We start from the raw sequence: 21,589 nt of genomic DNA, 5'->3' as shown, positions 1-21,589 counted from the left end.
GCGTCCCTCCTCACCGGGTTCGACGCAGCTCAGCGTGGCACGGTTCCCTCGTCGCGAGGGCGTTTTCGGACGCCCGCCACCAGGCGACGACGTCGGTCTTCGTGTGCCCGGGAGGTCCCGAGGTCACGCCGGACCGGCCGTCCATCGCCCGCCGCAGGCCGTCGGCGAGGCTCTCGGCGTCGCCCGGCTCGGTGAAGAACACGAGCGGATGGTCGAGCAGGTCCGGCGCGAGACCCGTCTCGGGCGTCGTGACGACCCGGCAGCCGTGCGTCAGGCCCTCCACCAGCGGCAGCCCGATCTGCTCGCGCCACCCCGGCCGGCGCACCGACGGCATCGCCACGACCGCGCTCGTGCGCAGCAGCTCGTGCACGGCGGGCCGGGGCGGGTCGACGGTGACCGACACCGCGGCGGGCAGGTCCCCCGACGCCGCCCCGCTCGGGTCGGCCACCACGAGCCGCCAGCCCCGGTCCGCGGCGCCGGTGAGCTCCCAGGCGCGCATGAGCGTCGGGAACCCCTTGCGCTCGCTCGGGGTGCCGAGGAACAGCACGACCGGCTCGCGCGGCGCCGTGGTCGGCGGGCACACGCTGCAGGCGTCGAGCTGCGGCGTCAGGACCGTGTGGCGGACCCGGCGCAGGGCCCACCCGAACGTCCGGAGGTAGTTCTCGGACGCGCCGGTGGTCCCGAAGACGATGGCGTCGAGCAGGAGCAGCGAGAGGCCGAGCCGCAGCCGGCCGGCCCTGGTGGGCAGGCGTTCCCGGGCGTCGGCGTTCTCGATGGCGTAGGTCGCGACGGCCACCGGCCGTCGGCGCAGCACGCGCACCGCCTTCGCCGCCGCGATACACCGCACCGCTCGCCGCCACTCGCCCAGCCACAGCGGCTCGGCGACCTCGAGGACCTCCAGGTCCGGGTCCCGCAGTGCGTGCCGCAGCGCGCGCCAGGTGAACGGGCGAACGTCGGGTCGGGCCAGCAGGGCGGCGTCGGCGTCGGTGCGTCGGGAGGTGAACAGCAGCTCCTGGCCCGCGGGCATCGACTCCACGACCGAGCTCCGCAGGTCGGGGAGGATCCGCAGCGTGTGCACCGCTGCGGCTCCCCGACCGGCGGCCCGCTCAACCCCGCCCCATGTGAGCGAAGTTCTGGGCTATAGGCCCAAAGTTCGCTCACATAGGAGTCAGGCGAAGCAGGTCAGGGGGCCGCCGTGGTAGGTCACCATCTCGTCGAGCGCCGCGAAGACGTCGATCGGCCCGCCGCGCTCCAGCCCGTCCAGCTCGGCGTAGGCGCGGTGCAGGTTGCCGACGATGCGCTCGGCGTCCGGCCAGTCGGCGAAGCGGCCGAGGTCGGTGTCGCGCGCGGCCTGCAGCGGCGGCACCCCGGCGGCGCGGCCCCGCTCGGCGACGTCGAGGACGAAGCGCAGGTAGTCCAGGGTCGCGTCCAGCGGCGCGCGGTCGTGGAACACCGGGCCGTGGCCGGGGACGGTGGTCTGCGCGCCGAGCGGGGCGATGACGTTCTCGAGCACGTCGATCGCGCCGTGCACCGAGCCCATGAGCAGGAACGGTGTGCCGGCGTTGAAGATCAGGTCGCCGCAGAAGAGCGTCGAGCGCTCCGGGAACCAGACGATCGAGTCGTTCGTCGTGTGCGCCGGGGTGCCGACGTGGAGGACGTCGCCGCGCAGGTCGCCGGCGTGCACGGCGACGCGGTCGGTGAACGTGACGAACGGCGGGTCGAGGGGGACGTCGCCCCATTCGGGGTTCTCCCAGTACGGCAGCTCGCGGGCGGGCCCGAACGTGATCGCCTCGCTGCGGGTCTTCTCGTGGGCCACGATCGCGGCGCCGCCGAACAGCGCGTTGCCGAAGGTGTGGTCGCCGTGGTGGTGGGTGTTCACCAGCGTGCGCACCGGACGGTCGGTCACCGAGGCGATCGTGTCGAGGAACGCCCGGGTGCGACGTTCGGTGGAGCACGCGTCGACCGCGATCACGCCCTGCGGGCCGACGACGAACCCGGTGTTGTTGATCCACCACGTGCCGTCGGGCTGGATGTAGGCGTGGATGCCGTCGGAGACCTCCTCGCACCGCGGGGGCCCGGGCACGGTGATGTCGTCGTGGCGGGAGCTCATCACGCCTCCTTCAGCGGAATCGGATCGGGACCCGGGACGATGCCGGCGTCGATGGCGCCGAGCCCCTCGGCCTCGAGGTGGACGTGGTCGCCGGGCTGCAGCCACGGGTAGGCGTCGCTGCCGTGCACCCGGGACAGCTCGAGCAGGCAGCCGGTGCCGACCGTGCCGGAGCCGATGAGGTCACCCGGCACCACCCGGGTGCCGCGCGAGGCGTAGGCGATCATCTGGGCGAAGCTCCAGTACAGGGCGTCGAGACGCCCCGCGCTGCAGGGACGGTCGTTCACCGACGCCGCCATCGCCGCCGTCGGCACCAGCTCGTCGGGGGTCACCATCCACGGCCCGCAGCTCGAGGCGAAGTCCTTGCCCTTGGCCGGGCCGAGGTTGAGCTTCATCTCGGTGCCCTGCAGGTCGCGGGCGCTCCAGTCACAGAACAGCACGTAGCCCGCGATGTGGTCGCCCGCGTCGGCCGGGGCGACGTCGCGGCCCTCCCGGCCGATCACCGCGGCGATCTCGAGCTCGTAGTCCAGCGCCCCGCTCCCGGGCGGCACCGGGACCTCGTCGTGCGGGCCGCGCAGCGACGACGGGTTCGTGAAGTAGAAGCAGGGCTGCTCGTACCACAGCGGGTCGACCGTCAGCCCGATCGCGGCGCTCGCGGTGACGACGTGCTCCTCGAACGCCATGAAGTCGCGGATCGACGGCGGGCGGGGGATCGGCGGGAGGAGGGTGACGGTGCCCGGGTCGATCGCCTCGCCGACCTCCTCCGCCGCCGTCGCCAGCCGCTCGCGGGCGATCAGCTCCAGCAGCGACGACGCCCCTGGCACGGGGTGGAGCCGGTCGCCCCGCCAGAGGCCGACCTGCTCGTCACCGTCGCTCGTCCGGTACGTGCTCCAGCGCAACGCTGCTCCCCTCAGCCGAACTCGGCGCGCAGCTGCTCGGCGGCCAGGCTCATCGACTCGAGCTTGGCGCGGGCGAGCGGGCGCGGCAGGGAGAACATGCCGCAGTCGGTCGTCAGGTGCACGCGCTCGGCCGGCACGTGCTCGAGTGCCTTGCTGACGCCGGCGACGATGTGGTCGGGCGTCTCGACGACGAGGCGCTTGATGTCGATGCAGCCGACGCCGATGCCCTTGTCGCTGGGGAAGCGCGACCAGAGCGCGAAGTCGTCGTCGGGGAAGAGGGTCTCGGCGAAGGCGTACTCGACGGCGTCGACCTGCAGGTCGTTCGCCACCAGCTCGTGGAAGCCGGCGTAGGGCGTGATGCCGATCTGCGCGCCGCTGCCGAGGTGGCAGATGTGGAAGATCTTGAGGGCGTCGACGCCGTCGAGGGCGCGGTTCAGCGTCTCGACGATCAGGGGGTAGTCGTCGGGCTGGTGGAGGGTGAAGCCCACGTCGTCGAGCTGGAGGATCTCGACGCCGGCGGCGACGGCGTCCTTGAACTCGGCGTTGTAGGCGTCGGCGAGGTCGTTGTAGAGAGCCTTCTTGTCGCCGTAGTGGCGGTCGGTGAGCCAGCCGCCGAGGTTGGTCGGGCCCATGCCGCTGCAGAACTTCACGGTGCGGGGGCTGACCTTGCGCGCGGCGCTCCACAGGTCGGCGAGGTGCATCGTGCCGCGGCCGATCGGCCCGTCGACGGCGACCTCGTTCCACGTGCCCGCGAACGCGGCGGTGCCCTCGCGGCCGAGCAGCGTGGTCAGATGGTTGGGCTCGGGCTCCACGGTGATGCCGTCGAGGTGGTAGCTGGGGTAGAGCAGGAACGAGGAGATGAAGCCCTCGTGGCGGTCGTACCAGAGGTGGCCGTCGGTGGGCAGGTCGATGCCGGCGTCCACCTGGTCGCCGATCATCGCGCGCACGCCGTCGCTGAAGGCCTCGGCGAAGTCACCGCGGCGCATCGCCACCCGGATGTCCTCGCCACCGAGGTCGAAGGTGTTCCACTTCGGGCGGGGGTAGGAACCCACAGAGGTCGTCGGGAACAGGTGGCCGAAGTGGTCGCTGAGTCGGCGCGGCATGGCGGGCCTCCCACGTCGTCGGGGTCGTCGTGCTCACCGTGGCGCGGTCCGTGCCGGGGATCACGTGCCGGTTCGGTTCCGATCGACGCTTGACACGAGCTCCGCCGCCTGGCGGAACGCGACCGCGGTCCGGGAGTCGTCGCCGGCCCGCGTGGCCACCGAGACCTGGGCGTCCTCGCCCGCCAGCGGCACGAAGCACACGTCGGGGCGGGGGAAGAAGCGCCGGGCGAGCTCGCCGTGCACGCCGAGCATCCCCGAGGTCGCGACGGCGGCCGGGATCGCCGCGGGGGTGCGGACGACGGGGCTGCGCCGCGACGCCTGTCCCGTGACGCCGGCCCAGGCGCCGAGGCCGGGGTGGCGGCCGTTCACGCCCACCCAGGCCCAGCCGTCGACGTCGTCCTCCTCGAGACGGTCGGCGTCGGCGAGCGGCGACGCGCTCGGGACGACGGCCACGCGCGGCGTGCTGAACAGGCGGTCGAGGCGCACGCCCTCCACCGGCCCGACGTCGTGGATCACGGCGACGTCGACCTCGCCGTCGCGCACGGCCTCGTACTGCGTGTCCCAGTCCAGCTCGATGTGCACGAGCGTGCGCCCCGGCAGCTGGGCGCGGACGAGCTCGCGGAGGTCCGGCCAGCGGTCGGCCGCCCCGAAGCCGAGGATGCCGACGCGCACCACGGCGTCGTCGGGTGCGGGTGGGGCGTCGCGGACCGCGGCGGCGAGGTCGTCGACGCGGGCGAGCACCTCCCGGGCCCGTTCGACCAGCCGCGCCCCCGCGGGCGTGAGGTGCACTCGCCGGCTCGTGCGGTCGAACAACCGCGCGCCGACCTCCTTCTCCAGGGCGCGGACATGCCGGCCGAAGGCCTGCGGAGCGATGTAGTGGCGCTCCGCCGCCTTCCGGAAGTGCCGCTCCTCCGCGAGGGTGACCACATAGCGGAGTTCTCGTATGTCCATGCCCGCCTCCGTGACCAGCGACGCTACTGCGCGAGGCGGGCGGGAGGAACGGGTCAGGACCGGCGGGCAGCCTCGATCGACCGTGCCACCTCGTCGCCGACCGGTGTGTTGTCGATCCAGACGACGTTGCCGGGCACGAGGTCTCGCTCGGGGTCCCACCACTCTCGCCGGACGCGTTGCAGACCGTCTTCCTTCGACAGCGGCCACGGGACGAAGCGTGGATCGAGCTCGCCGAGCCGGGCGAGGTCGTGTTCGACGAGCAACGTCATCGCGCGCAACGTCGCCTCGCGGACCTCGGCCGGACTGCCGGGCTCGGCCAGGCTCACGAGGGATCGTGCTTCGGCCAGACTCACCCAGTCGTCGAGACCGCGTAGGAGGATCTCGGCGGCACCGTCGTCGTCGGTCAGTTCCGGGGGCGGTGAATCTTCCACTGGTCTCCGTTCGGCAGGCCGGTAGGTGGCGCCGCGGTCCGCAGGACCACGGGGTGGCCACCGCACACCCTGCGCCGCACGGTGCAGCGCGTCGAGATCCACCGCGTACCCGTCCGCCACGCTCGCGAGGCTGGCACGCAGCAGCGCGGCGCAGTGGCGGTTCCGGAGGATTGGCTTGACCTCGACCTTTCTCCAGGTCGCACCGTCGAGTGCATGACCGAACAGCAGCCCACCGCCCTCGTCACCGGCGCCTCGCGCGGACTCGGGCGCGCCCTGACCGCCGACCTCGCCGCCGACGGCTGGCGGGTCGTCGTCGACGCCCGCCACGGCGATCAGCTCGCCGACGCGGTCGCCGGCCTCCCCGGCGTGGTCGCCGTGCCCGGCGACGTCGCCGACCCGTCCCACCGCACCGAGCTGGCGGAGGCCGTCGACGACCTCGGCGGCCTCGACCTCCTCGTCCTCAACGCGAGCCTGCTCGGCCCGAGCCCGCAGCCGGAGCTCGCCGACTACCCCCTCGACGTGCTCGAGCAGGTCTACCGCGTCAACGTCCTGGCGCCCCTCGGGCTCGTCCAGACCCTGCGTCCGCTCCTGCGGCCGGGCGTCCGGATCGTCGCGATCACCTCCGACGCGGGCGCCGAGGCCATGGCCGGCTGGGGCGGGTACGGCAGCTCGAAGGCCGCACTCGAGCACCTCGGTGCGGTGCTGGCCATCGAGAACCCGCAGTGGCGGGTGCACGTCGTCGACCCCGGCGACATGCGCACCGTCATGCACCAGGAGGCCTTCCCGGGCGAGGACATCAGCGACCGCCCCGAGCCCGAGACCGTCGTCCCCGCCCTGCGGGCCCTCGTCGACGGCGACCACCCGAGCGGCCGCTACCGCGCCGCCGACCTGATCCCGGCGGTGACCTCGTGATCGTCGCGTCGTCCATCCGCTTCGTCCTCCCGCCCGGCGCCGAAGCCCACGATCCCCCGGAGCACCGTGGTCTCGCGCGCGACGGCGTCCGCCTGCTCGTCGCACATCCGGGAGCGATCGAGCACCGGCGGTTCGACCAGCTCGACGACGTCCTCGACCCCGGCGACATGCTCGTCGTCAACACCTCCGCGACCCTCCCGGCCGCGCTCGACGTCCGGCACCACGACGGCCGGACGATGACGCTGCACGTCGCGCACGCCCTCGACGACGGCGACTGGGTGGTCGAGCCGCGGCGGCCGGACGGTCCCGAGACCGACGTCGCGGCCGGCGACCGGCTGGGCCCGCCCGGGCTGGTCCTCACCCTCGTCGCGCCCTACCCGGACGAGCACGCGCCGCGGCGGCTGTGGCGGGCGCGGCCGTGGCCGCCCGTCGGGCTCGCCGGCTACCTCGCGACCCACGGCCGGCCGATCGCCTACGGGCACCTCGCCGGCCGGTTCCCGCTCGCGGACCACCAGACCGTCTACGCCACCGAACCGGGCAGCGCGGAGATGCCGAGCGCCGGTCGTCCGCTCTCGGAGCGTCTCCTCGTGCGGCTGATGGCGCGGGGGGTCACGGTCGCGCCGCTGGTGCTGCACGCCGGGGTGTCGAGCCCCGAGAAGCACGAGCCGCCGACGCCCGAGCCCTACGTCGTGCCGGCGGCGACGGCGCGGCTGGTGAACTCGGCGCACACCGCCGGGTCGCGGGTCGTCGCCGTCGGGACGACGGTCGTGCGGGCGCTCGAGACCGTCGCCGCTCCCGGCGGATCCGTGTCCCCGGGACACGGGTGGACCGACCTCGTCCTCGGCGCCCACCGACCGGCCCGCACCGTCACCGGCCTGATCTCCGGGCTCCACGAGCCCGAGGCGAGCCACCTCGCGCTGCTGGAGGCGGTGGCGGGTCCCGCGCTCGTCGGGGAGGCCTACGCGGCGGCGGTCGACGGTCGCTACCTCTGGCACGAGTTCGGGGACTCGACGTTGCTGCTGCCCTAACGTGGGAATCGGGCTTGACCCTCACGCGACGAGAGGCCTCACGGTGGTCCCATGACCGAGACGGCAGCGGGGACGACCACCTTCACGGTGGGGCAGGTCGCCGAACGCTCCGGGGTGACGGTCCGGACCCTGCACCACTACGACGAGATCGGGCTGCTGCGCCCGAGCCGTCGCAGTGCGGCGGGGTACCGGCTCTACACCGAGGACGACCTGATGCGCCTGCAGCACGTCGTCGTCTACCGGCGGTTGGGGTTCGCGCTCGAGGAGGTCGCGCTCCTCCTCGACGACCCCTCCGCCGACGTCGCCGCGCACCTGCGCCGGCAACGGGTCGAGGTCATGTCCCGGCTGGACGAGCTCGCCGAGCTCGTCACGGCCATCGACCGAGCCCTGGAGGCAGAAGTGTCCGGAATCCAGCTCACGCCCGACGAGCAGCGGGAGCTGTTCGGTGACGGCTTCAAGGAGGAGTACCAGCAGGAGGCGCAGGAGCGCTGGGGCGACACCGAGGCATGGCGCCAGTCGCAGCAGCGGACGTCGCAGTACACGAAGGCCGATTGGCAGGCGATCAAGGCGGAGGGCGACGAGATCAACGCCCGGTTCGTCGCGGCGCTGCAGGCCGGCGAGCCCGCCGAGGGCGAGGTCGCCGTGGACGTCGCCGAGAGCCATCGTCAGCACATCACGCGGTGGTTCTACGACTGCTCGCCCGAGCTCCACGCCTGCATCTCCGAGATGTACGTGACCGACGAGCGGTTCACGAAGACCTACGAGGACCAGGCGACGGGACTGGCGCAGTACGTGCACTCCGCGGTCCACGCGAATGCGGCGCGGCAGGGAACATGACCGACCAGTAGCCGGCCTTCCGGAGCAGGACGTGGGTCGGGACCTGCAGCAGGACGACGCTGACGATGCCGAGCGCCGTGCCGAGCGCCGGCACCACCGGCACCGGCAGCGTGTACGCCATCACGACCCGCAGGGCGCTGTCGGCGAGCCCGACCGCGCCCCACGCCGCCGTGATCGCCCGCCACACCCGCCGGAAGGCCGCGTCGGTCGTCCACAGGCTCTCCATGCGCTCGGCGCGGTGGGGGAGCAGTGACTGTGTGGCGGTGAAGCAGAACGGTCGGCCGTGCACGAGCGTCGCGAGCATCCACAGGCCGAGCGGTGCGCTGATCAACGCGTCGCGGGCGAGCAGCTCCCGGGGGCTGCCCGCCACGAGTGCGGCGACGAGGCCCGCGACCAGCGCGATCAGCGCGAGGACGGCGATCGGCGGCAGCCGGCGGTCGCGCAGCCCGGTGACGACGAGGTGGGCCAGCGGCGGCAGGGCGCTCGCCGCGAGGGCGACGACGTCGTCCACACCGAGGGCGTGGAGGGCGTAGTAGACGACCAGCGGGCCGACGATGTCGAGCAGGACGGTGGCGACGGCGGGCCTCATGTCGGTGAGCGTCGCCCGGAGCGCCGCCACGCCGCGTCGGGCGCGGGGCCGGGGCGGCTGGCCGTCGGTACCGGTGGGCCTGGTCGTCGGTCGGATGTGCCCGCCGCAGCGCCGACCTAGTGTCCTGCTCCGTGCATCCGAGCAGCCCGCCCGACCGGCGTGCCGAGCGGTGGGCCGCCGGGACGACGGGGGCCGCGGTAATCGTCCTCGGTGGCCTCACCCTGGTGAGCAGGACGGACACCCGCGCCTCGACCGTGGCCACGGCCGTGGACGCCGCGGCCACGCTCGTCGCCGTGGCGCTGGTGCCGCTGCTCCTGCGCCGACCCGTGGCCGGTGCGCTCGCGATGGCCGTGCTGGCGGCGTTCTCGCCGGCGGCGACCCCGGCCGCGACGATCGGCGTGCTGCGGGTGGCGACGGTCCGGCCGTTGGCCACCGCGATGGCGGTCGGGGCGGTCAGCGCGGTTGCGCACGCCGCCCAGGGCCTCGTCCGGCCGATCCCCGGTCTGCCCTACGGCTGGTTGCTGGTGATCGACGTCGTCACGCACGCCGCGCTCGTCGCCTGGGGTGCGTTGGCGCGGCTGCGCGCGGCGGCGCGCGTCGAGGAACAGCAGCGCGCGGCGGAGGAACAGGCCGAGCGGATCGCCACCGCCCGCCGGCAGGAGCGCGTGATGATCGCTCGGGAGATGCACGACGTCCTCGGGCACCGTCTCTCCCTCGTCGCCGCGTCGGCGGGCGCGCTGGAGTACCGGCCCGACGCCCCGGCCGAGCAGATCGCCCGGGCGGCCGGCGTCGTCCGGGCCGGCGCGCACCAGGCGTTGGAGGAGCTCCGCGAGGTGATCGGCGTGCTGCGCGCGGACGAGCTGCAGGGCGTCGACGGGGAGGCGCCGCCGCAGCCGACGCTCGCGGACCTGCCTGCGCTGGTCGCGGAGTCGCGGGAGGCGGGGCTGTCCGTTTCGCTGTCGGGGTCGGCGCCGGACGGAGTCCCCGAGACCCTCGGCCGGACCGCCTACCGGATCGTCCAGGAGGGGCTCACCAACGCGCGCAAGCACGCGGCGGGCGTTCCGGTGCGGGTGAGCGTCGAGGGGACGCCGGGGGAGGCGTTGCGGGTCGAGGTCCGCAACCGGCTGCCGATGGGGCCGTCGACCTCCGACGGCCGCGGCACCGGGCTCGTCGGCCTCGGCGAGCGAGCCGCGTCCGTGGGCGGTCGGCTCGATCACGGGGAGACGCCGGACGGCGACTTCCGCCTGCGCGCGGAACTACCGTGGCCGGCGTGAGCTCGGAGATCCGCGTCCTCGTTGTGGACGACGACGCGCTCGTGCGCGGCGCCCTGACGATGATGCTCGACGGGGCGGACGGCATCCGCGTGGCCGGCGAGGCCACCGACGGCGACGAGGTGCCGGCCCTCGTCGACGCCCACGCTCCGCACGTGGTGCTCATGGACCTGCGGATGCCCCGCGTCGGGGGCCTCGCCGCGACGAAGCGGCTGCGCGAGCGCCCCGACCCGCCCGAGGTGGTGGTGCTGACGACCTTCGACAGCGACGAGAACGTCCTGCACGCCCTGCGCGCCGGCGCGAGCGGCTTCCTGCTCAAGGACACCCCGCCCGCCCAGATCGTCGAGGCCGTCCAGCGCGTGGCCGCAGGCGACCCGATGCTCTCGCCGGCGGTCACCCGGCGGCTCATGGAGCAGGCCGGCGCCGACTCGAGCGATCGGGAGCGTGCTCGCGAGGCCCTGCGCGAGCTGAGCGAGCGGGAGTACGACGTCGCGGTCGCCATCGCGCGGGGCCGCTCGAACGCCGAGATCGCGTCCGAGGCGTACATGAGCCTGTCGACGGTGAAGGCGCACGTGTCGCACGTGCTCGCGAAGCTCGACCTCGAGAACCGCACCCAGATCGCGCTGCTGGTCCACGACGCGGAGCGGTGAAGGTCCGCGATCTTCGCCGATCCGGACCCGCGGGAGGGCGCCGGTCGCTAGCGTGGCGGGGCGTCGGCCGAGGGCGGAGGGGGTGTCGTCGTGACCCAGCCGGTGCCCGTCGGTGGCGGGAGGTTCGAGGTCGACATGTCCCGGGCGCCGGAGGCGATCCGGGAACTCGAGCAGGCTCGTAGCGAGCTCCGCAGTATTCGAGACGACGCGTTGAGCCTCTCGAACGTTGTGGCACCGACGCTCGATCGCGTGACCCAGGATGCCGCGCGCGTCCTCTCACGGAAGGCGAGCGGCGAACCCGGCTCCTTCATGGAAGCTCTGGACAGCGGCATCGCCGAAGTGACGAGAATGATCGAGGCGCTCCGGGCGGGATTCGCGAGGTACCGAGAGTCGGACGAGCAGGTGCGGGCGAGCCTGGCCCGCGAGTCGTGAGCAGGCTCTTGGTCGCTGTGCTGCTTCTTGCTGTTGTTGCCGCCTGCTCTCAGCCATCACCGCCAGCGGCACCCGACCCTCGGGCCGGAGCCCCGGTGCCACCGGGCGGGCGTGACGTCACCGTGGTGGCTTCTGATCCTTGCCGAGCGCTCGACGACGCCGTCAGCGAGTCCGGCTTCAGCTCACCAGGAGAGCAGCGCACGGTGGCGTCTGGCGATCGATCCTGTAGATGGACCGCTCCTGACGACAGCCAGTTCGCGAGCGCGATCATCTTCTCGGGCCGCGACGTGCTCGCCGACGCCTACCGCCTCCGGAGGTTCGCGATCTTCGAACCGTCCGCTGTCGCTGGCTTCCCGGCGGTACGTGAACAAGCGTCCGCGGAATCAGCGTCGTGCACGATCACGGTGGGCATTCAGGAGGATCAGGGTTTCATCGTGACGCTGGATGACCAGGCCGCGGCTTCGGGTGGCCTGTCATCGCAACCCTGCGCCCGCGCGCAAGAGGTCGCCGAGCGGATCGTCGCCGCCCTCCCACCCCTCCCCGGCAAGTAGCCCCACCCGACCCGTGTCCCCAGGACACGGGTTCTCGACGGGCACCCACCGGGCCGACGCGACCAGAAGAATCCGATTCGGGTGACGATCGCAGTCACATCTGACAGCGATCGTCACCAGATCCTCGATCTTCGCCGATCCGGACCCGCGCGGCGTCGCCTGTCGCTAGCGTGACGGGGCGTCGGCCGAGCGCGGAGGGGGTGTCGTCGTGACCCAGCCGGTGCCCGTCGGCGGCGGGAGGTTCGAGGTCGACATGTCCCGGGCGCCGGAGGCCATCCGGGAGTTGGAGTCGGCGCGCAGTGAGCTCGAGGCGATCAGAGACGAAGTGGCCGGGTTGGGTCGGATCGTTCCGCCCACGCGCGACCAGGTCACCATCGACGCGGCGCAGGTGCTGAGCGCTCGGGCCGTCGGTGGCCCGAACTCGATGATAGATGCTGTGGCCTCAGGAATCGACGAGATCAACCGGCTCATCGATGCGCTTCGTGCCGGCTTCGCCGAGTACGAACGAGGTGATGACGACATCGGCGCAGCTCTCCGTCGGGCGCCATGAAAAGGACTGCGGTCGTTCTGCTGCTTCTGATCGTGATGTCGGGGTGCAGCAGGAGCCCTGCTCCGCCCACGCCGATGCCGGACGAGCGGTTCGGGGCCCCGAACATCTCAGCGCCCAGAGATGTTCGTCCCTTCGCGGGCGACCCATGCGCTGGTCCGCTCAGCTCGGGCGAATGGGACGAACTCGGGTTCGCCGGATCAGCGCAGAGGCGGACCCTGGCAGTCGGTGAGAATTCCTGCGCTCGTGAGGGTCCGGGACGCCAGAGGTACGCAGCACTGATCGTCGCCGGCTCCCGCGATGTGCTCGTCGAGACGTACCGCACCCGGCTGTTTCCGATCTTCCGCTCGGTGGACGTGGGCGGTCTGCCGGCGGTCGTTGAACAGAATTCGGAGCAGAGCGTGTCGTGCACCGTGTCCGTCGGCACCGCCGAGGACCAAGGCTTCGTCCTCAACTACTCCGAGTACGAGCTCGGTCCAGACGGTCGGCCGAACGACCCGTGCGGCCGCGCGCAACGGGTCGCTATGCGGATCGTCGCCGCCCTCCCACCCCTCCCCGGCAAGTAGTTCCGTCGACCCGTGTCCCCCGGACACGGGTCGGCGACCTCTCAGCCGGCGAGTAGGCCCCTCTCGGCACGCGGAATCCGCCGACGACCGGCGAGTGCGGCGACACGGAGGCCCGGGGAGCAGCGTCGTCGGACTCCTCGTCTAGCGTCGCCAGACACCGGGAGATCGTGTCGGCAGGGGGAGGTGCGGGCGTGCTCCACGTGCACCGTGCCGAGCGGTCCGACCGCCTCGTCGAGGCCCTGGCCGACGTCCTCGCCGAGCCGCTCGACGACCCGTTCAAGGCCGAGCTGGTGGCCGTACCGACCCGCGGGATCGAACGCTGGCTGGCCCAGCGGCTGTCGCACCGCCTCGGGGTGACCGGCGGCGACGACGGGGTGTGCGCGAACGTCGTGTTCCCCTCGCCGGCCGAGGTCGTCGCCCGCGTGCTCGCCGTCCCCGACGACGACCCCTGGCGCCCGGAACGCCTGGTGTGGCCGCTGCTCGAGACCATCGACGAGTGCGCCGAGGAGCCCTGGTGCGCACCCCTCGGCACCTTCCTCGGCGTCGGCGACACGAAGGGCACACGCCGGGGCCGGCGGTTCGCCGCGGCCCGCCACCTCGCGCGGCTGTTCACCCGCTACGCCGACCACCGGCCCGCCCTCGTCCGGGCGTGGGCCACGGGTGACGACGCGGGGACGCCGCTGGATCTCCGCTGGCAGCCCGAGCTGTGGCGCCGGCTGCGCGTGCGGCTGGCGGCGGCGAGCCCGGCCGAGACGGTCGCCGACATCGCGCCTCCGAGAGGCTTTCCCCCGCGCCTGTCCCTCTTCGGCGCCACCCGGCTCTCCGACACCGAGCTGACCGTCCTCGACGCCCTGGCCGCCGACCACGAGGTCCACCTCTGGCTGCCGCATCCCTCGCCGGCGCTCTGGACGCGCCTCGACGGGCGGACGGCCGACCGCCGCGCCGACGACACGAGCGCGGAGAGCGTCGCCCATCCCCTGCTCGCGAGCCTCGGCCGCGACGTCCGCGAGCTGCAGCTCCGCCTCTCCCGACTGCAGAGCACCGACCACCACCACGCCGTCGACGCCCCGGGCACCACCCTGCTCGCCCGCCTCCAGGACGAGCTGCGCCACGACCGCGCACCCTCGGCCCGACCGGCCACCGACGACGGCAGCATCCGGATCCACCGCTGCCACGGCCCGGACCGCCAGGTCGAGGTGCTGCGCGAGACCATCCTCGGCCTGCTGCGCGCCGACCCGACGCTCGAGCCGCGCGACGTCATCGTCCTGTGCCCGGACATCGAGACGTTCGCGCCGCTGATCACGGCGAGCTTCGGTCCCGGCGACGGCGACGAGTCCGCGCACCCGGGGCACCGGCTGCGGGTCCGCCTCGCCGACCGCTCGCTGCGCGAGGTCAACCCGCTGTTCGGCACGCTCGCGACGCTGCTCGAGCTCGCCGACGCGCGCGTCACGGCGTCCCAGCTGCTCGACCTCGCCGAGTCCGACCCGGTGCGGCGACGCTTCCGCTTCGACGACGAGGACCTCCCGCGCCTGCGCGAGCTCGCCGAGCGCGCCGGGGTCCGCTGGGGCCTGGACGCCCCGCACCGCAAGGCCTTCTCGCTCGACCGCTTCGGCGAGAACACCTGGTCACAGGGCCTCGACCGGCTGCTGGTCGGCGTCGCCATGTCTGCCGACGGGGGCGACTGGCTGGGCGACGCTCTGCCGCTGGACGAGGTCGACTCGGGCGACGTCGAGCGCGTCGGGCGCCTCGGCGAGCTGGTCGACCGGGTGGGCGCGGTGGTCGAGGGCCTGCGCGGCGAGAAGCCGCTGACCGCCTGGATCGATGCCCTGCGCCAGGGGCTCGACGGGCTCACCGCCACGGTCCCCGCCGACGCCTGGCAGCTCGCGCAGGCGCGCGCCGAGCTCACCGCCGTGCTCGAGAGCGCCCCGCACGACCCGGTGATGACCCTGCACGACGTCCGCGCCGTGCTCGCCGACCGTCTCGCCGGGCGCCCCACGCGCGCGAACTTCCGCACCGGCACGCTGACCGTGGCGACGCTGATGCCGATGCGCTCGGTGCCCCACCGCGTGGTCTGCCTGCTCGGCATGGACGACCAGGTCTTCCCCCGCGAGACGCGCGCCGACGGCGACGACGTCCTCGCCCGCGACCCGCGCGTCGGCGAGCGGGACCCGGCCGCCGAGGACCGCCAGCTGCTGCTCGACGCGATCGTCGCGGCCACCGACCACCTCGTGGTGGTCCACTCCGGCGCCGACGAGCGCACCGGCGCCGACCGGCCGCCCGCGGTCCCGATCGGGGAGCTGCTCGACACCCTCGACGCCACGTTCACCTTCGACGACGGCGAGCGCGCCCGCTTCCACCTCACCCGACGCAACCCGCTCCAGCCGTTCGACGAGGACGACTTCGACGCCGCCGCGCCGTTCTCCTTCGACGGCGCGGCGCTCGCCGGCACCCGGGCGCTGCGCGGCGAGCGCACGGCGCTCGTCCCGTTCCTGCCCGGTCCCCTGCCGACCCGGCCCCGCGGCCCCCTCGACCTCGAGGACCTCGCGAAGTTCGTCGAGCACCCGGTCAGGGCGTTCCTGCGCCAGCGCCTCGGCGTGCACGCGCGCGGCGAGGAGGAGGAGACGGTCGAGGCCATCCCGGTCGAGCCCGTCGGGCTCGCGCGCTGGGCGATCGGCGAGCGCCTCCTGCGCGACCGCCTCGCCGGCCGCGACGTCGCTGCCTGCATCGCGGCCGAGCGTCGCCGCGGCGAGCTGCCCCCGGGGCCGCTGGGCGCCTCGCTGATCCAGGGCGTCGGCCGGCAGGTCGAGCCGCTCGTCACGGCCGTCGCCGGGCTCCGCGGGTCCGCGGCGGTCGACGTCGACATCACCGCCGACGCCCTCGTGGGGTCGGTCGGCGGGGTCCACGACACGACGCTGGTGACGGTGACGTTCTCGCGGCTCGCCGCCAAGCAGCGGCTGCGGGCCTGGGTGAGCCTGCTCGCGCTCACCGCCGCGCACCCGGACCGGCCGTGGCGGGCGGTCACCGTCGGGAAGGGCAACTTCGGCAGCCCGACGCTCACCTCGACCCTCGGCCCGCTCGAGCCGGAGGTCGCGCAGAAGGCGCTCGCCGACCTCCTCGCCCTGCACGCCGACGGCATGCTCGAGCCGCTGCCCCTGATGTGCCGCACGTCGGAGGCCTACGCGCAGGCCCGCGCCACCAAGGGCGAGGTCGCGGCGATGAACCGGGCCCGCGACCAGTGGGCGCGCCGGTTCGGCGGCGAGCAGGACGACGCCGCGCACGTGCTGGTGTGGGGACGCCGGCGGCTCCTCGAGGACCTGGTGGGTCCCGCCGACGGTGACGCCCCGAGCCGCTTCGCCGGTCTCGCCACGCGGCTGTGGACCCCGGTGCGCGAGGCCGAGGAGGTGAGCGGCCGGTGACGGCGACCCTCGAGGACCAGACCGCGCCCGCCTTCGACGTCTGCGGACCCCTGCCGTCCGGCACCACCGTGCTCGAGGCCAGCGCCGGCACCGGCAAGACGTTCACCATCGCCGCGCTCGCCGCCCGCTACGTCGCGGAGGGGCACGCGACGCTGCCCCAGGTCATGCTCGTGACGTTCGGGCGCGAGGCCACGCGCGAGCTGCGGGAACGCGTCCGCGAGCGCTTCGTGCGCACCGAACGCGGTCTCGCCGACCCGGACGCCGCCCGGCGCGGCACCGACCCCGTGACGAAGCTGCTGGCCCGGGCCGACGACGCCGAGGTCGCGCGGCGCCGGGCCCGTCTCACCGCGGCGCTGGCGGGCTTCGACGCCGCGACGATCGCGACCACCCACCAGTTCTGCCAGGACATGCTCACCGGGCTCGGGATCGTCGGCGACACCGACCCGGACGGCACGTTCGTCGAGCGCATCGACGACGTGGTCGCCGAGGTCGTCGACGACTTCTACCTGCGCAAGTACGCCGTGCCGACCGCCGGCGCCCCCGACTTCGACCGCGCCACCGCCCTCGCCATCGGGCGGGCCGTCGTCGCCGACCCCTCGGCCGGCATCGAGCCCGCGCGCGGCGTCGACGCCGACGACGTCCACGGAGCACGCTCGTCGTTCGCCCACGCCGTGCGCGACGAGGTCGAGGCGCGCAAGCGTCGGCGGCGCCTGTTCACGTTCGACGACATGCTCACGCGCCTGCGCAACGCGCTGGTCGACGCGCGGCTCGGCGACGCCGCCTGCGCGCGGCTGCGGGCGCGATTCTCGGTGGTGCTGGTCGACGAGTTCCAGGACACCGACCCCGTCCAGTGGGAGATCCTGCGCGTCGCGTTCCACGGGCACAGCGCGCTGACCTTCATCGGCGACCCCAAGCAGGCCATCTACGCCTTCCGCGGCGCCGACGTCGTCAGCTACCTCGAGGCCGTCGGGTCGGCGGACACCAAGTCCGGGCTCACCACCAACTGGCGCAGCGACGAGCCGCTGGTGCGCGGGCTCGACACGATCTTCAACCGGTCGGCGCTCGGCGACACCGAGATCGTCGTCCCGCACGTCGACGCCGCCCACGCGGGCCGACGGCTGGTCGGGGCGCCGCGGCCGGCGCCGTTCCGGCTGCGCCTGCTGCCCCGCGCGGGCCTGCGCGCCGAGTACCGCAGCGGGCTGCCACTCGTGGGTCCGGTGCGCGACAAGGTCGCCGCCGACCTCGCCGCCGACATCGCCGAGCTCGTCGCGTCCGACGCGCGCTGGGAGGACGGCCGGAAGGACCCGACGCTCGGGCCGGGCGACCTCGCCGTGCTCGTGCGCACCAACGCCCAGGCCACGCTGGTCCGCGACGCGCTCACTCTCGCCGGGGTGCCGTCGGTGCTCGCCGGCGCCACCAGCGTCTTCGCCACCGAGAGCGCCGAGGAGTGGCGCACCCTGCTCGAGGCCGTCGAGCAGCCCGGCCGCCCGCCGCGGGTGCGGGCGGCGGCGCTCACGGTGTTCCTCGGGCACACCGCGGCGGATCTCGACGCGCACGCCGACGCCGTGCTCCCCGAGGTGGGCGCCTCGCTGCGGCGCTGGGGTGCGGTGCTGCACGACCGGGGCGTCGCGGCGTTCCTCGAGGCGGTGTCCGCCGAGACCGGGCTCGCCGCTCGTGTGCTGGGCCGCGTCGACGGCGAGCGGCGCATCACCGACATCCGCCACATCGGCCAGGTCCTGCACGCGGCGGCCGTCGAGTCGCGCCTCGGCGTGGTCGCGCTCGTCGAGTGGCTGCGGGCGCGCATGGCCGAGGCCGCGGCGGGGTCCGGCGAGCTGCGTCCCGAGCGCAGCCGACGCCTCGAGTCCGACGCCAGCGCGGTCCAGGTGCTCACCGTCCACAAGTGCAAGGGCCTCGAGTACCCGGTGGTCTACGTGCCGTTCGGCTGGGACCGCTGGGTCGCCGACGACCCGACCGTCGTCACCCACCACGACGACGCGGGACGGCGGGTCCGCGCGGTCGGCGGCGAGACCGACCCGCGGTGGCGCGACCACGTCGCCGCCGCGCGCCAGGAGGAGGACGGCGAGGACCTGCGGCTGCTCTACGTCGCGCTGACCCGCGCGCAGGGGCAGGTCGTGTGCTGGTGGGCGCCCGCCACCACGACGTCGTCGTCCGCGGTGCACCGCCTGTTCGTCGGCCGCCCCGCGCCCGGCACCACGCCCGACGGCTCGTACCCGCTGTGGCAGGACGAGCGCACCTTCGCCCACCTCGAGGCGCTGGCCGACGGGGACATCGCCGTCGAACGCGTCGAGCCACGCCGCGCCGTGCCCTACGTTCCGGACGCCCGCAAGGCGCACCCGCTGGCCGCGGCCCCGTTCGACCGTGACCTCGACCTGGCGTGGCGCCGGTCGTCCTACTCCTCGCTGACGGCCGGCGCCCACGGCCCGGGCCCGGTGGGCAGCGAGCCCGAGGAGCGCACCCTCGCCGACGAGGCCGACCCGGACGACGACGGCGGTGTGCCCGAGGTCGCCGACGAGGTCGATCCCGTGCCCTCGCCGATGGCCGACCTGCCCGTCGGCGCGGCGTTCGGGACGCTCGTGCACTCGGTGCTCGAGACCGTCGACACCGGAGCCCCCGACCTCCACGCCGCGCTCGTCGAGGCCGCCGATGCCGAGCTGCTGCACCACCCGCACGCCGAGGTCGACGCCGCGACGCTGGCCGACGCCCTGCTGCCGGTGATGCTCACGCCGCTGCCGGACGGCACCCGGCTCGCCGACGTCGCCCCGCGCGACCGGCTCGCCGAGCTCGACTTCGAGCTGCCCCTCGCCGGCGGCGACCGCACGCGCCCGGGGTCGGCGCCGGTCACGCTGGCCGCGGTGTCGGCCCTGCTGCGCCGCCACCTGCCCGCCGGCGACCCCCTCGCCGGCTATCCCGACGCCCTCGACCACCCCGGCGCCCACGCGCTGGGCGAGCAGGTGCTGCGCGGCTACCTCACCGGCAGCATCGACGGGGTCCTGCGCGGCCCCGACGGGCGCTTCGTCGTCGTCGACTACAAGACCAACTGGCTCGGGCCCATCGGGCCGACGGGACGCGCCCCGCTCACGGCGGCCCACTACGGCCCGACGGCGATGGCCACCGCGATGACCGCCGCGCACTACCCCCTGCAGGCGATCCTCTACGCCGTCGCCCTGCACCGCTTCCTGCGCTGGCGCCTGCGCGGCTACGACCCCGCCCGCCACCTCGGCGGCGTGCTCTACCTGTTCCTGCGCGGCATGTGCGGCGCCGACACCCCGGTCGTCGACGGCACGACCTGCGGGGTGTTCGCGTGGAACCCGCCGCCGGCGCTCGTCGTGGAGCTGTCCGCGCTGCTCGACGGAGGGACCCGGTGACGGCCGATCTGCTCGCCGAGGACGGGATCCGCTTCGCGACGCGCGCCACCGGGCTGCTCGCCGCGTTCAACGCCCGCGGCGTCCTCGCCGCCGGCGACGTCCACGTGGCCCGCCGCCTCGGCCGGCTCGGGGCCGAGGACGACGAGCAGGTCCTGCTCGCCGCCGCGCTCGTGGTGCGCGCCCTGCGCGCCGGGTCGGTCTGCCTCGACCTCGCCGCCGTCGACCGCACCGTGCTCGCCGAGGGCGACGAGGTCGTCGACACCTCCGACCTGCCCTGGCCCGACCCGGAGCCCTGGACGGCGGCCTGCGCGGCGTCGCCGCTGGTCGGCACCGACGACGGGTCGGCGACCGGACGCCCGCTGCGCCTGGTCGACGGCCTGCTCTACCTCGACCGCTACTGGCGCCAGGAACAGCAGGTCCGCGAGACGCTCGCCCGGCGCGCCGCCGCCGCCGCGCCGGCCGTCGACACCGACCGCCTGCGCAGTGCGCTCGACCGGCTCTACCCGACTGCGGGGCCCGAGGACGCCCAGCGCCGCGCGGTCGCGGTCTGCACCCTGCGCTGGACCAGCGTGCTGGCCGGCGGCCCGGGCACCGGCAAGACCACCACGGTCGCCACGCTGCTCGCGGTCCTGCGCGACCAGGACCCGACGCTGCGCATCGCCCTCGCCGCGCCCACCGGGAAGGCAGCGGCGCGGATGCAGGAGGCACTCGGCGAGGTCGAGCTGCCCGAGGCCGACGGGGCGCGCATCGCCGGGCTCTCGGCGTCGACGATCCACCGGCTGCTCGGCCCCATCCGCGGCTCGTCTCGCTTCCGCCACGACCGCCACCGGCACCTGCCTTTCGACGTGGTGGTCGTCGACGAGACGTCGATGGTGTCGCTGACGCTGATGGCGCGCCTGCTCGAGGCGGTGCGGCCCGACGCGCGTCTGGTCCTCGTCGGCGACCCGGACCAGCTCGCCTCTGTCGAGGCCGGCGCGGTGCTCGGCGACCTCGTCGGGACGCCCGCCGACCCCGAGCCCGAGCTCGACGGCGCCCTCGACCGCGTCGGGGCGCCCGGGCCGCCGGTGCGGGGCGGGGTCACCGTGCTCGACCGCACCTGGCGGTTCCACGGCACGATCGCCCGGCTCGCCGCCGCGATCCGGTCCGGCGACGCCGACGACGCCGTCGCGGCCCTGCGCGCGGGCGAGCACGACGTCGTGTTCGTCGAGGACAGCGACCTGACCACCCGCGATCCCGGCGGCCTGGCGGAGCTGCGCGAGGAGGTGGTCGGCAGCGCCGCCGAGACCGAGCTCGCGGCGCTCGACGGCGACGCGCCCCTGGCGCTCGCCCGCCTCGACGAGCACCGCCTGCTCTGCGCCCACCGCCGCGGGCCGTTCGGCGTGACCCGCTGGGCCGCCGACGTCGAGCGCTGGCTCGTCGAGTCCGGGCCGGTCGCGGACCGCGACGAGGAGTGGTACCCCGGCCGTCCCCTGCTCGTGACGGCCAACGACCACGACCGCGGGATCTACAACGGCGACACCGGCGTGGTCATCGGGACGCCGCGTGGGCCGCGGGCGGCGTTCGCGCGCGGCGGCGCCCCGGTGGAGATCGCGCCGAGCCTGCTCGACGGCATCGCCACGGTGTACGCGATGACGGTGCACCGCGCCCAGGGCAGCCAGTTCGCGCGGGTGTCGGTGATCCTGCCGCCGGCGGAGTCGCCGCTCTTGACCCGCGAGCTGCTCTACACCGCGGTGACGCGCGCCCGGGTGCGGGTGCGGCTCGTCGGCAGCGAGGAGGCCGTGCGGGCCGCGATCGCCCGTCCCATCGGCCGCGCGTCGGGGCTGCGCCGACGCCTCTGACCTCCGTGTCGGTTTGACGCGGCGCCACCCGTATGGGCGAATCATCCTCCTCGCGGGCGGCGTGGCCCGCCCGGC

19 protein-coding genes are annotated in these 21,589 nt (G+C 74.5%); 12 read left to right on the top strand and 7 right to left on the bottom strand.

Going from position 1 to position 21,589, the window contains the following annotated elements:
• Positions 1-10: 10 nt before the first annotated feature.
• The 6 genes from WCD41_RS20305 to WCD41_RS20280 form a co-directional block, all read right to left on the bottom strand.
• Positions 11-1,078, bottom strand: coding sequence for a glycosyltransferase (locus tag WCD41_RS20305; protein WP_337715711.1), 1,068 nt, complete (start codon positions 1,076-1,078; stop codon positions 11-13).
• A 90-nt stretch (positions 1,079-1,168) separates the two neighbouring features.
• Positions 1,169-2,110 (bottom strand): MBL fold metallo-hydrolase, encoded by a 942-nt coding sequence (locus WCD41_RS20300; protein ID WP_337715709.1) that lies wholly within the window; start codon positions 2,108-2,110, stop codon positions 1,169-1,171.
• Positions 2,110-3,006, bottom strand: coding sequence for a fumarylacetoacetate hydrolase family protein (locus WCD41_RS20295; protein WP_337715707.1), 897 nt, complete (start codon positions 3,004-3,006; stop codon positions 2,110-2,112). The genes WCD41_RS20300 and WCD41_RS20295 overlap by 1 nt, the downstream gene beginning before the upstream one ends.
• An 11-nt stretch (positions 3,007-3,017) precedes the next feature.
• The gene (locus tag WCD41_RS20290) at positions 3,018-4,109 is read right to left on the bottom strand and encodes a hypothetical protein (protein WP_337715705.1); all 1,092 of its coding nucleotides are present in this window, start codon (positions 4,107-4,109) and stop codon (positions 3,018-3,020) included.
• A gap of 60 nt (positions 4,110-4,169) precedes the next feature.
• Entirely contained in the window at positions 4,170-5,060 is an 891-nt protein-coding gene (locus WCD41_RS20285) for a LysR family transcriptional regulator (protein WP_337715702.1), read from the bottom strand.
• Between the two features lie 53 nt (positions 5,061-5,113).
• Complete coding sequence (locus WCD41_RS20280) at positions 5,114-5,611, bottom strand: hypothetical protein (protein ID WP_337715701.1); 498 nt, start codon at positions 5,609-5,611, stop codon at positions 5,114-5,116.
• A gap of 93 nt (positions 5,612-5,704) precedes the next feature.
• Between WCD41_RS20280 and WCD41_RS20275 the strand changes: the two genes are divergently transcribed.
• Genes WCD41_RS20275 through WCD41_RS20265 form a run of 3 tightly spaced genes read left to right on the top strand, consistent with a single transcriptional unit; the run spans position 5,705 to position 8,268 of the window.
• Positions 5,705-6,403 carry an SDR family NAD(P)-dependent oxidoreductase gene (locus WCD41_RS20275; protein ID WP_337715699.1) on the top strand — a complete coding sequence of 233 codons (699 nt, stop codon included), beginning with the start codon at positions 5,705-5,707 and terminating at the stop codon, positions 6,401-6,403.
• On the top strand, positions 6,400-7,431 hold the full coding sequence (locus WCD41_RS20270; RefSeq protein ID WP_337715697.1) for an S-adenosylmethionine:tRNA ribosyltransferase-isomerase: 1,032 nt from the start codon (positions 6,400-6,402) through the stop codon (positions 7,429-7,431). The genes WCD41_RS20275 and WCD41_RS20270 overlap by 4 nt, the downstream gene beginning before the upstream one ends.
• Positions 7,432-7,482: 51 nt before the next feature.
• A complete protein-coding gene (locus tag WCD41_RS20265; RefSeq protein ID WP_337715695.1) occupies positions 7,483-8,268 on the top strand; it encodes a MerR family transcriptional regulator in 786 nt (261 codons plus the stop codon).
• Here WCD41_RS20265 and WCD41_RS20260 read toward each other — a convergent pair.
• Positions 8,180-8,857, bottom strand: a complete 678-nt coding sequence (locus WCD41_RS20260; protein ID WP_337715693.1) for a VC0807 family protein — start codon at positions 8,855-8,857, stop codon at positions 8,180-8,182. The genes WCD41_RS20265 and WCD41_RS20260 overlap by 89 nt on opposite strands.
• Positions 8,858-8,988: 131 nt before the next feature.
• Here WCD41_RS20260 and WCD41_RS20255 point away from each other — a divergent pair, with 131 nt between their 5' ends.
• From WCD41_RS20255 to recD, 9 genes are all read left to right on the top strand, one after another.
• Positions 8,989-10,131: a sensor histidine kinase gene (locus WCD41_RS20255; protein WP_337715691.1), complete on the top strand. Its 1,143-nt coding sequence runs from the start codon at positions 8,989-8,991 to the stop codon at positions 10,129-10,131.
• Positions 10,128-10,778, top strand: a complete 651-nt coding sequence (locus WCD41_RS20250; protein ID WP_373695161.1) for a response regulator — start codon at positions 10,128-10,130, stop codon at positions 10,776-10,778. The genes WCD41_RS20255 and WCD41_RS20250 overlap by 4 nt, the downstream gene beginning before the upstream one ends.
• A gap of 90 nt (positions 10,779-10,868) precedes the next feature.
• The gene (locus WCD41_RS20245; protein WP_337715687.1) at positions 10,869-11,210 is read left to right on the top strand and encodes a hypothetical protein; all 342 of its coding nucleotides are present in this window, start codon (positions 10,869-10,871) and stop codon (positions 11,208-11,210) included.
• Positions 11,207-11,761, top strand: coding sequence for a DUF3558 domain-containing protein (locus WCD41_RS20240; RefSeq protein WP_337715685.1), 555 nt, complete (start codon positions 11,207-11,209; stop codon positions 11,759-11,761). The genes WCD41_RS20245 and WCD41_RS20240 overlap by 4 nt, the downstream gene beginning before the upstream one ends.
• A 208-nt stretch (positions 11,762-11,969) precedes the next feature.
• The gene (locus WCD41_RS20235) at positions 11,970-12,311 is read left to right on the top strand and encodes a hypothetical protein (protein ID WP_337715683.1); all 342 of its coding nucleotides are present in this window, start codon (positions 11,970-11,972) and stop codon (positions 12,309-12,311) included.
• Positions 12,308-12,874, top strand: a complete 567-nt coding sequence (locus tag WCD41_RS20230) for a DUF3558 family protein (RefSeq protein ID WP_337715681.1) — start codon at positions 12,308-12,310, stop codon at positions 12,872-12,874. The genes WCD41_RS20235 and WCD41_RS20230 overlap by 4 nt, the downstream gene beginning before the upstream one ends.
• A gap of 191 nt (positions 12,875-13,065) precedes the next feature.
• The gene (recC, locus tag WCD41_RS20225; protein ID WP_337715679.1) at positions 13,066-16,290 is read left to right on the top strand and encodes an exodeoxyribonuclease V subunit gamma; all 3,225 of its coding nucleotides are present in this window, start codon (positions 13,066-13,068) and stop codon (positions 16,288-16,290) included.
• Positions 16,287-19,676 (top strand): UvrD-helicase domain-containing protein, encoded by a 3,390-nt coding sequence (locus WCD41_RS20220; RefSeq protein ID WP_337715677.1) that lies wholly within the window; start codon positions 16,287-16,289, stop codon positions 19,674-19,676. Before recC ends, WCD41_RS20220 begins: the two co-directional genes overlap by 4 nt.
• Positions 19,673-21,514: an exodeoxyribonuclease V subunit alpha gene (gene recD, locus WCD41_RS20215; protein WP_337715675.1), complete on the top strand. Its 1,842-nt coding sequence runs from the start codon at positions 19,673-19,675 to the stop codon at positions 21,512-21,514. The genes WCD41_RS20220 and recD overlap by 4 nt, the downstream gene beginning before the upstream one ends.
• The last annotated feature ends 75 nt before the right edge of the window (positions 21,515-21,589 follow it).

The sequence above is a fragment of the Actinomycetospora aeridis genome, from assembly GCF_037400275.1.
Taxonomy (GTDB): domain Bacteria; phylum Actinomycetota; class Actinomycetes; order Mycobacteriales; family Pseudonocardiaceae; genus Actinomycetospora; species Actinomycetospora aeridis.
This window is presented reverse-complemented; position numbering and strand designations above follow the sequence as displayed.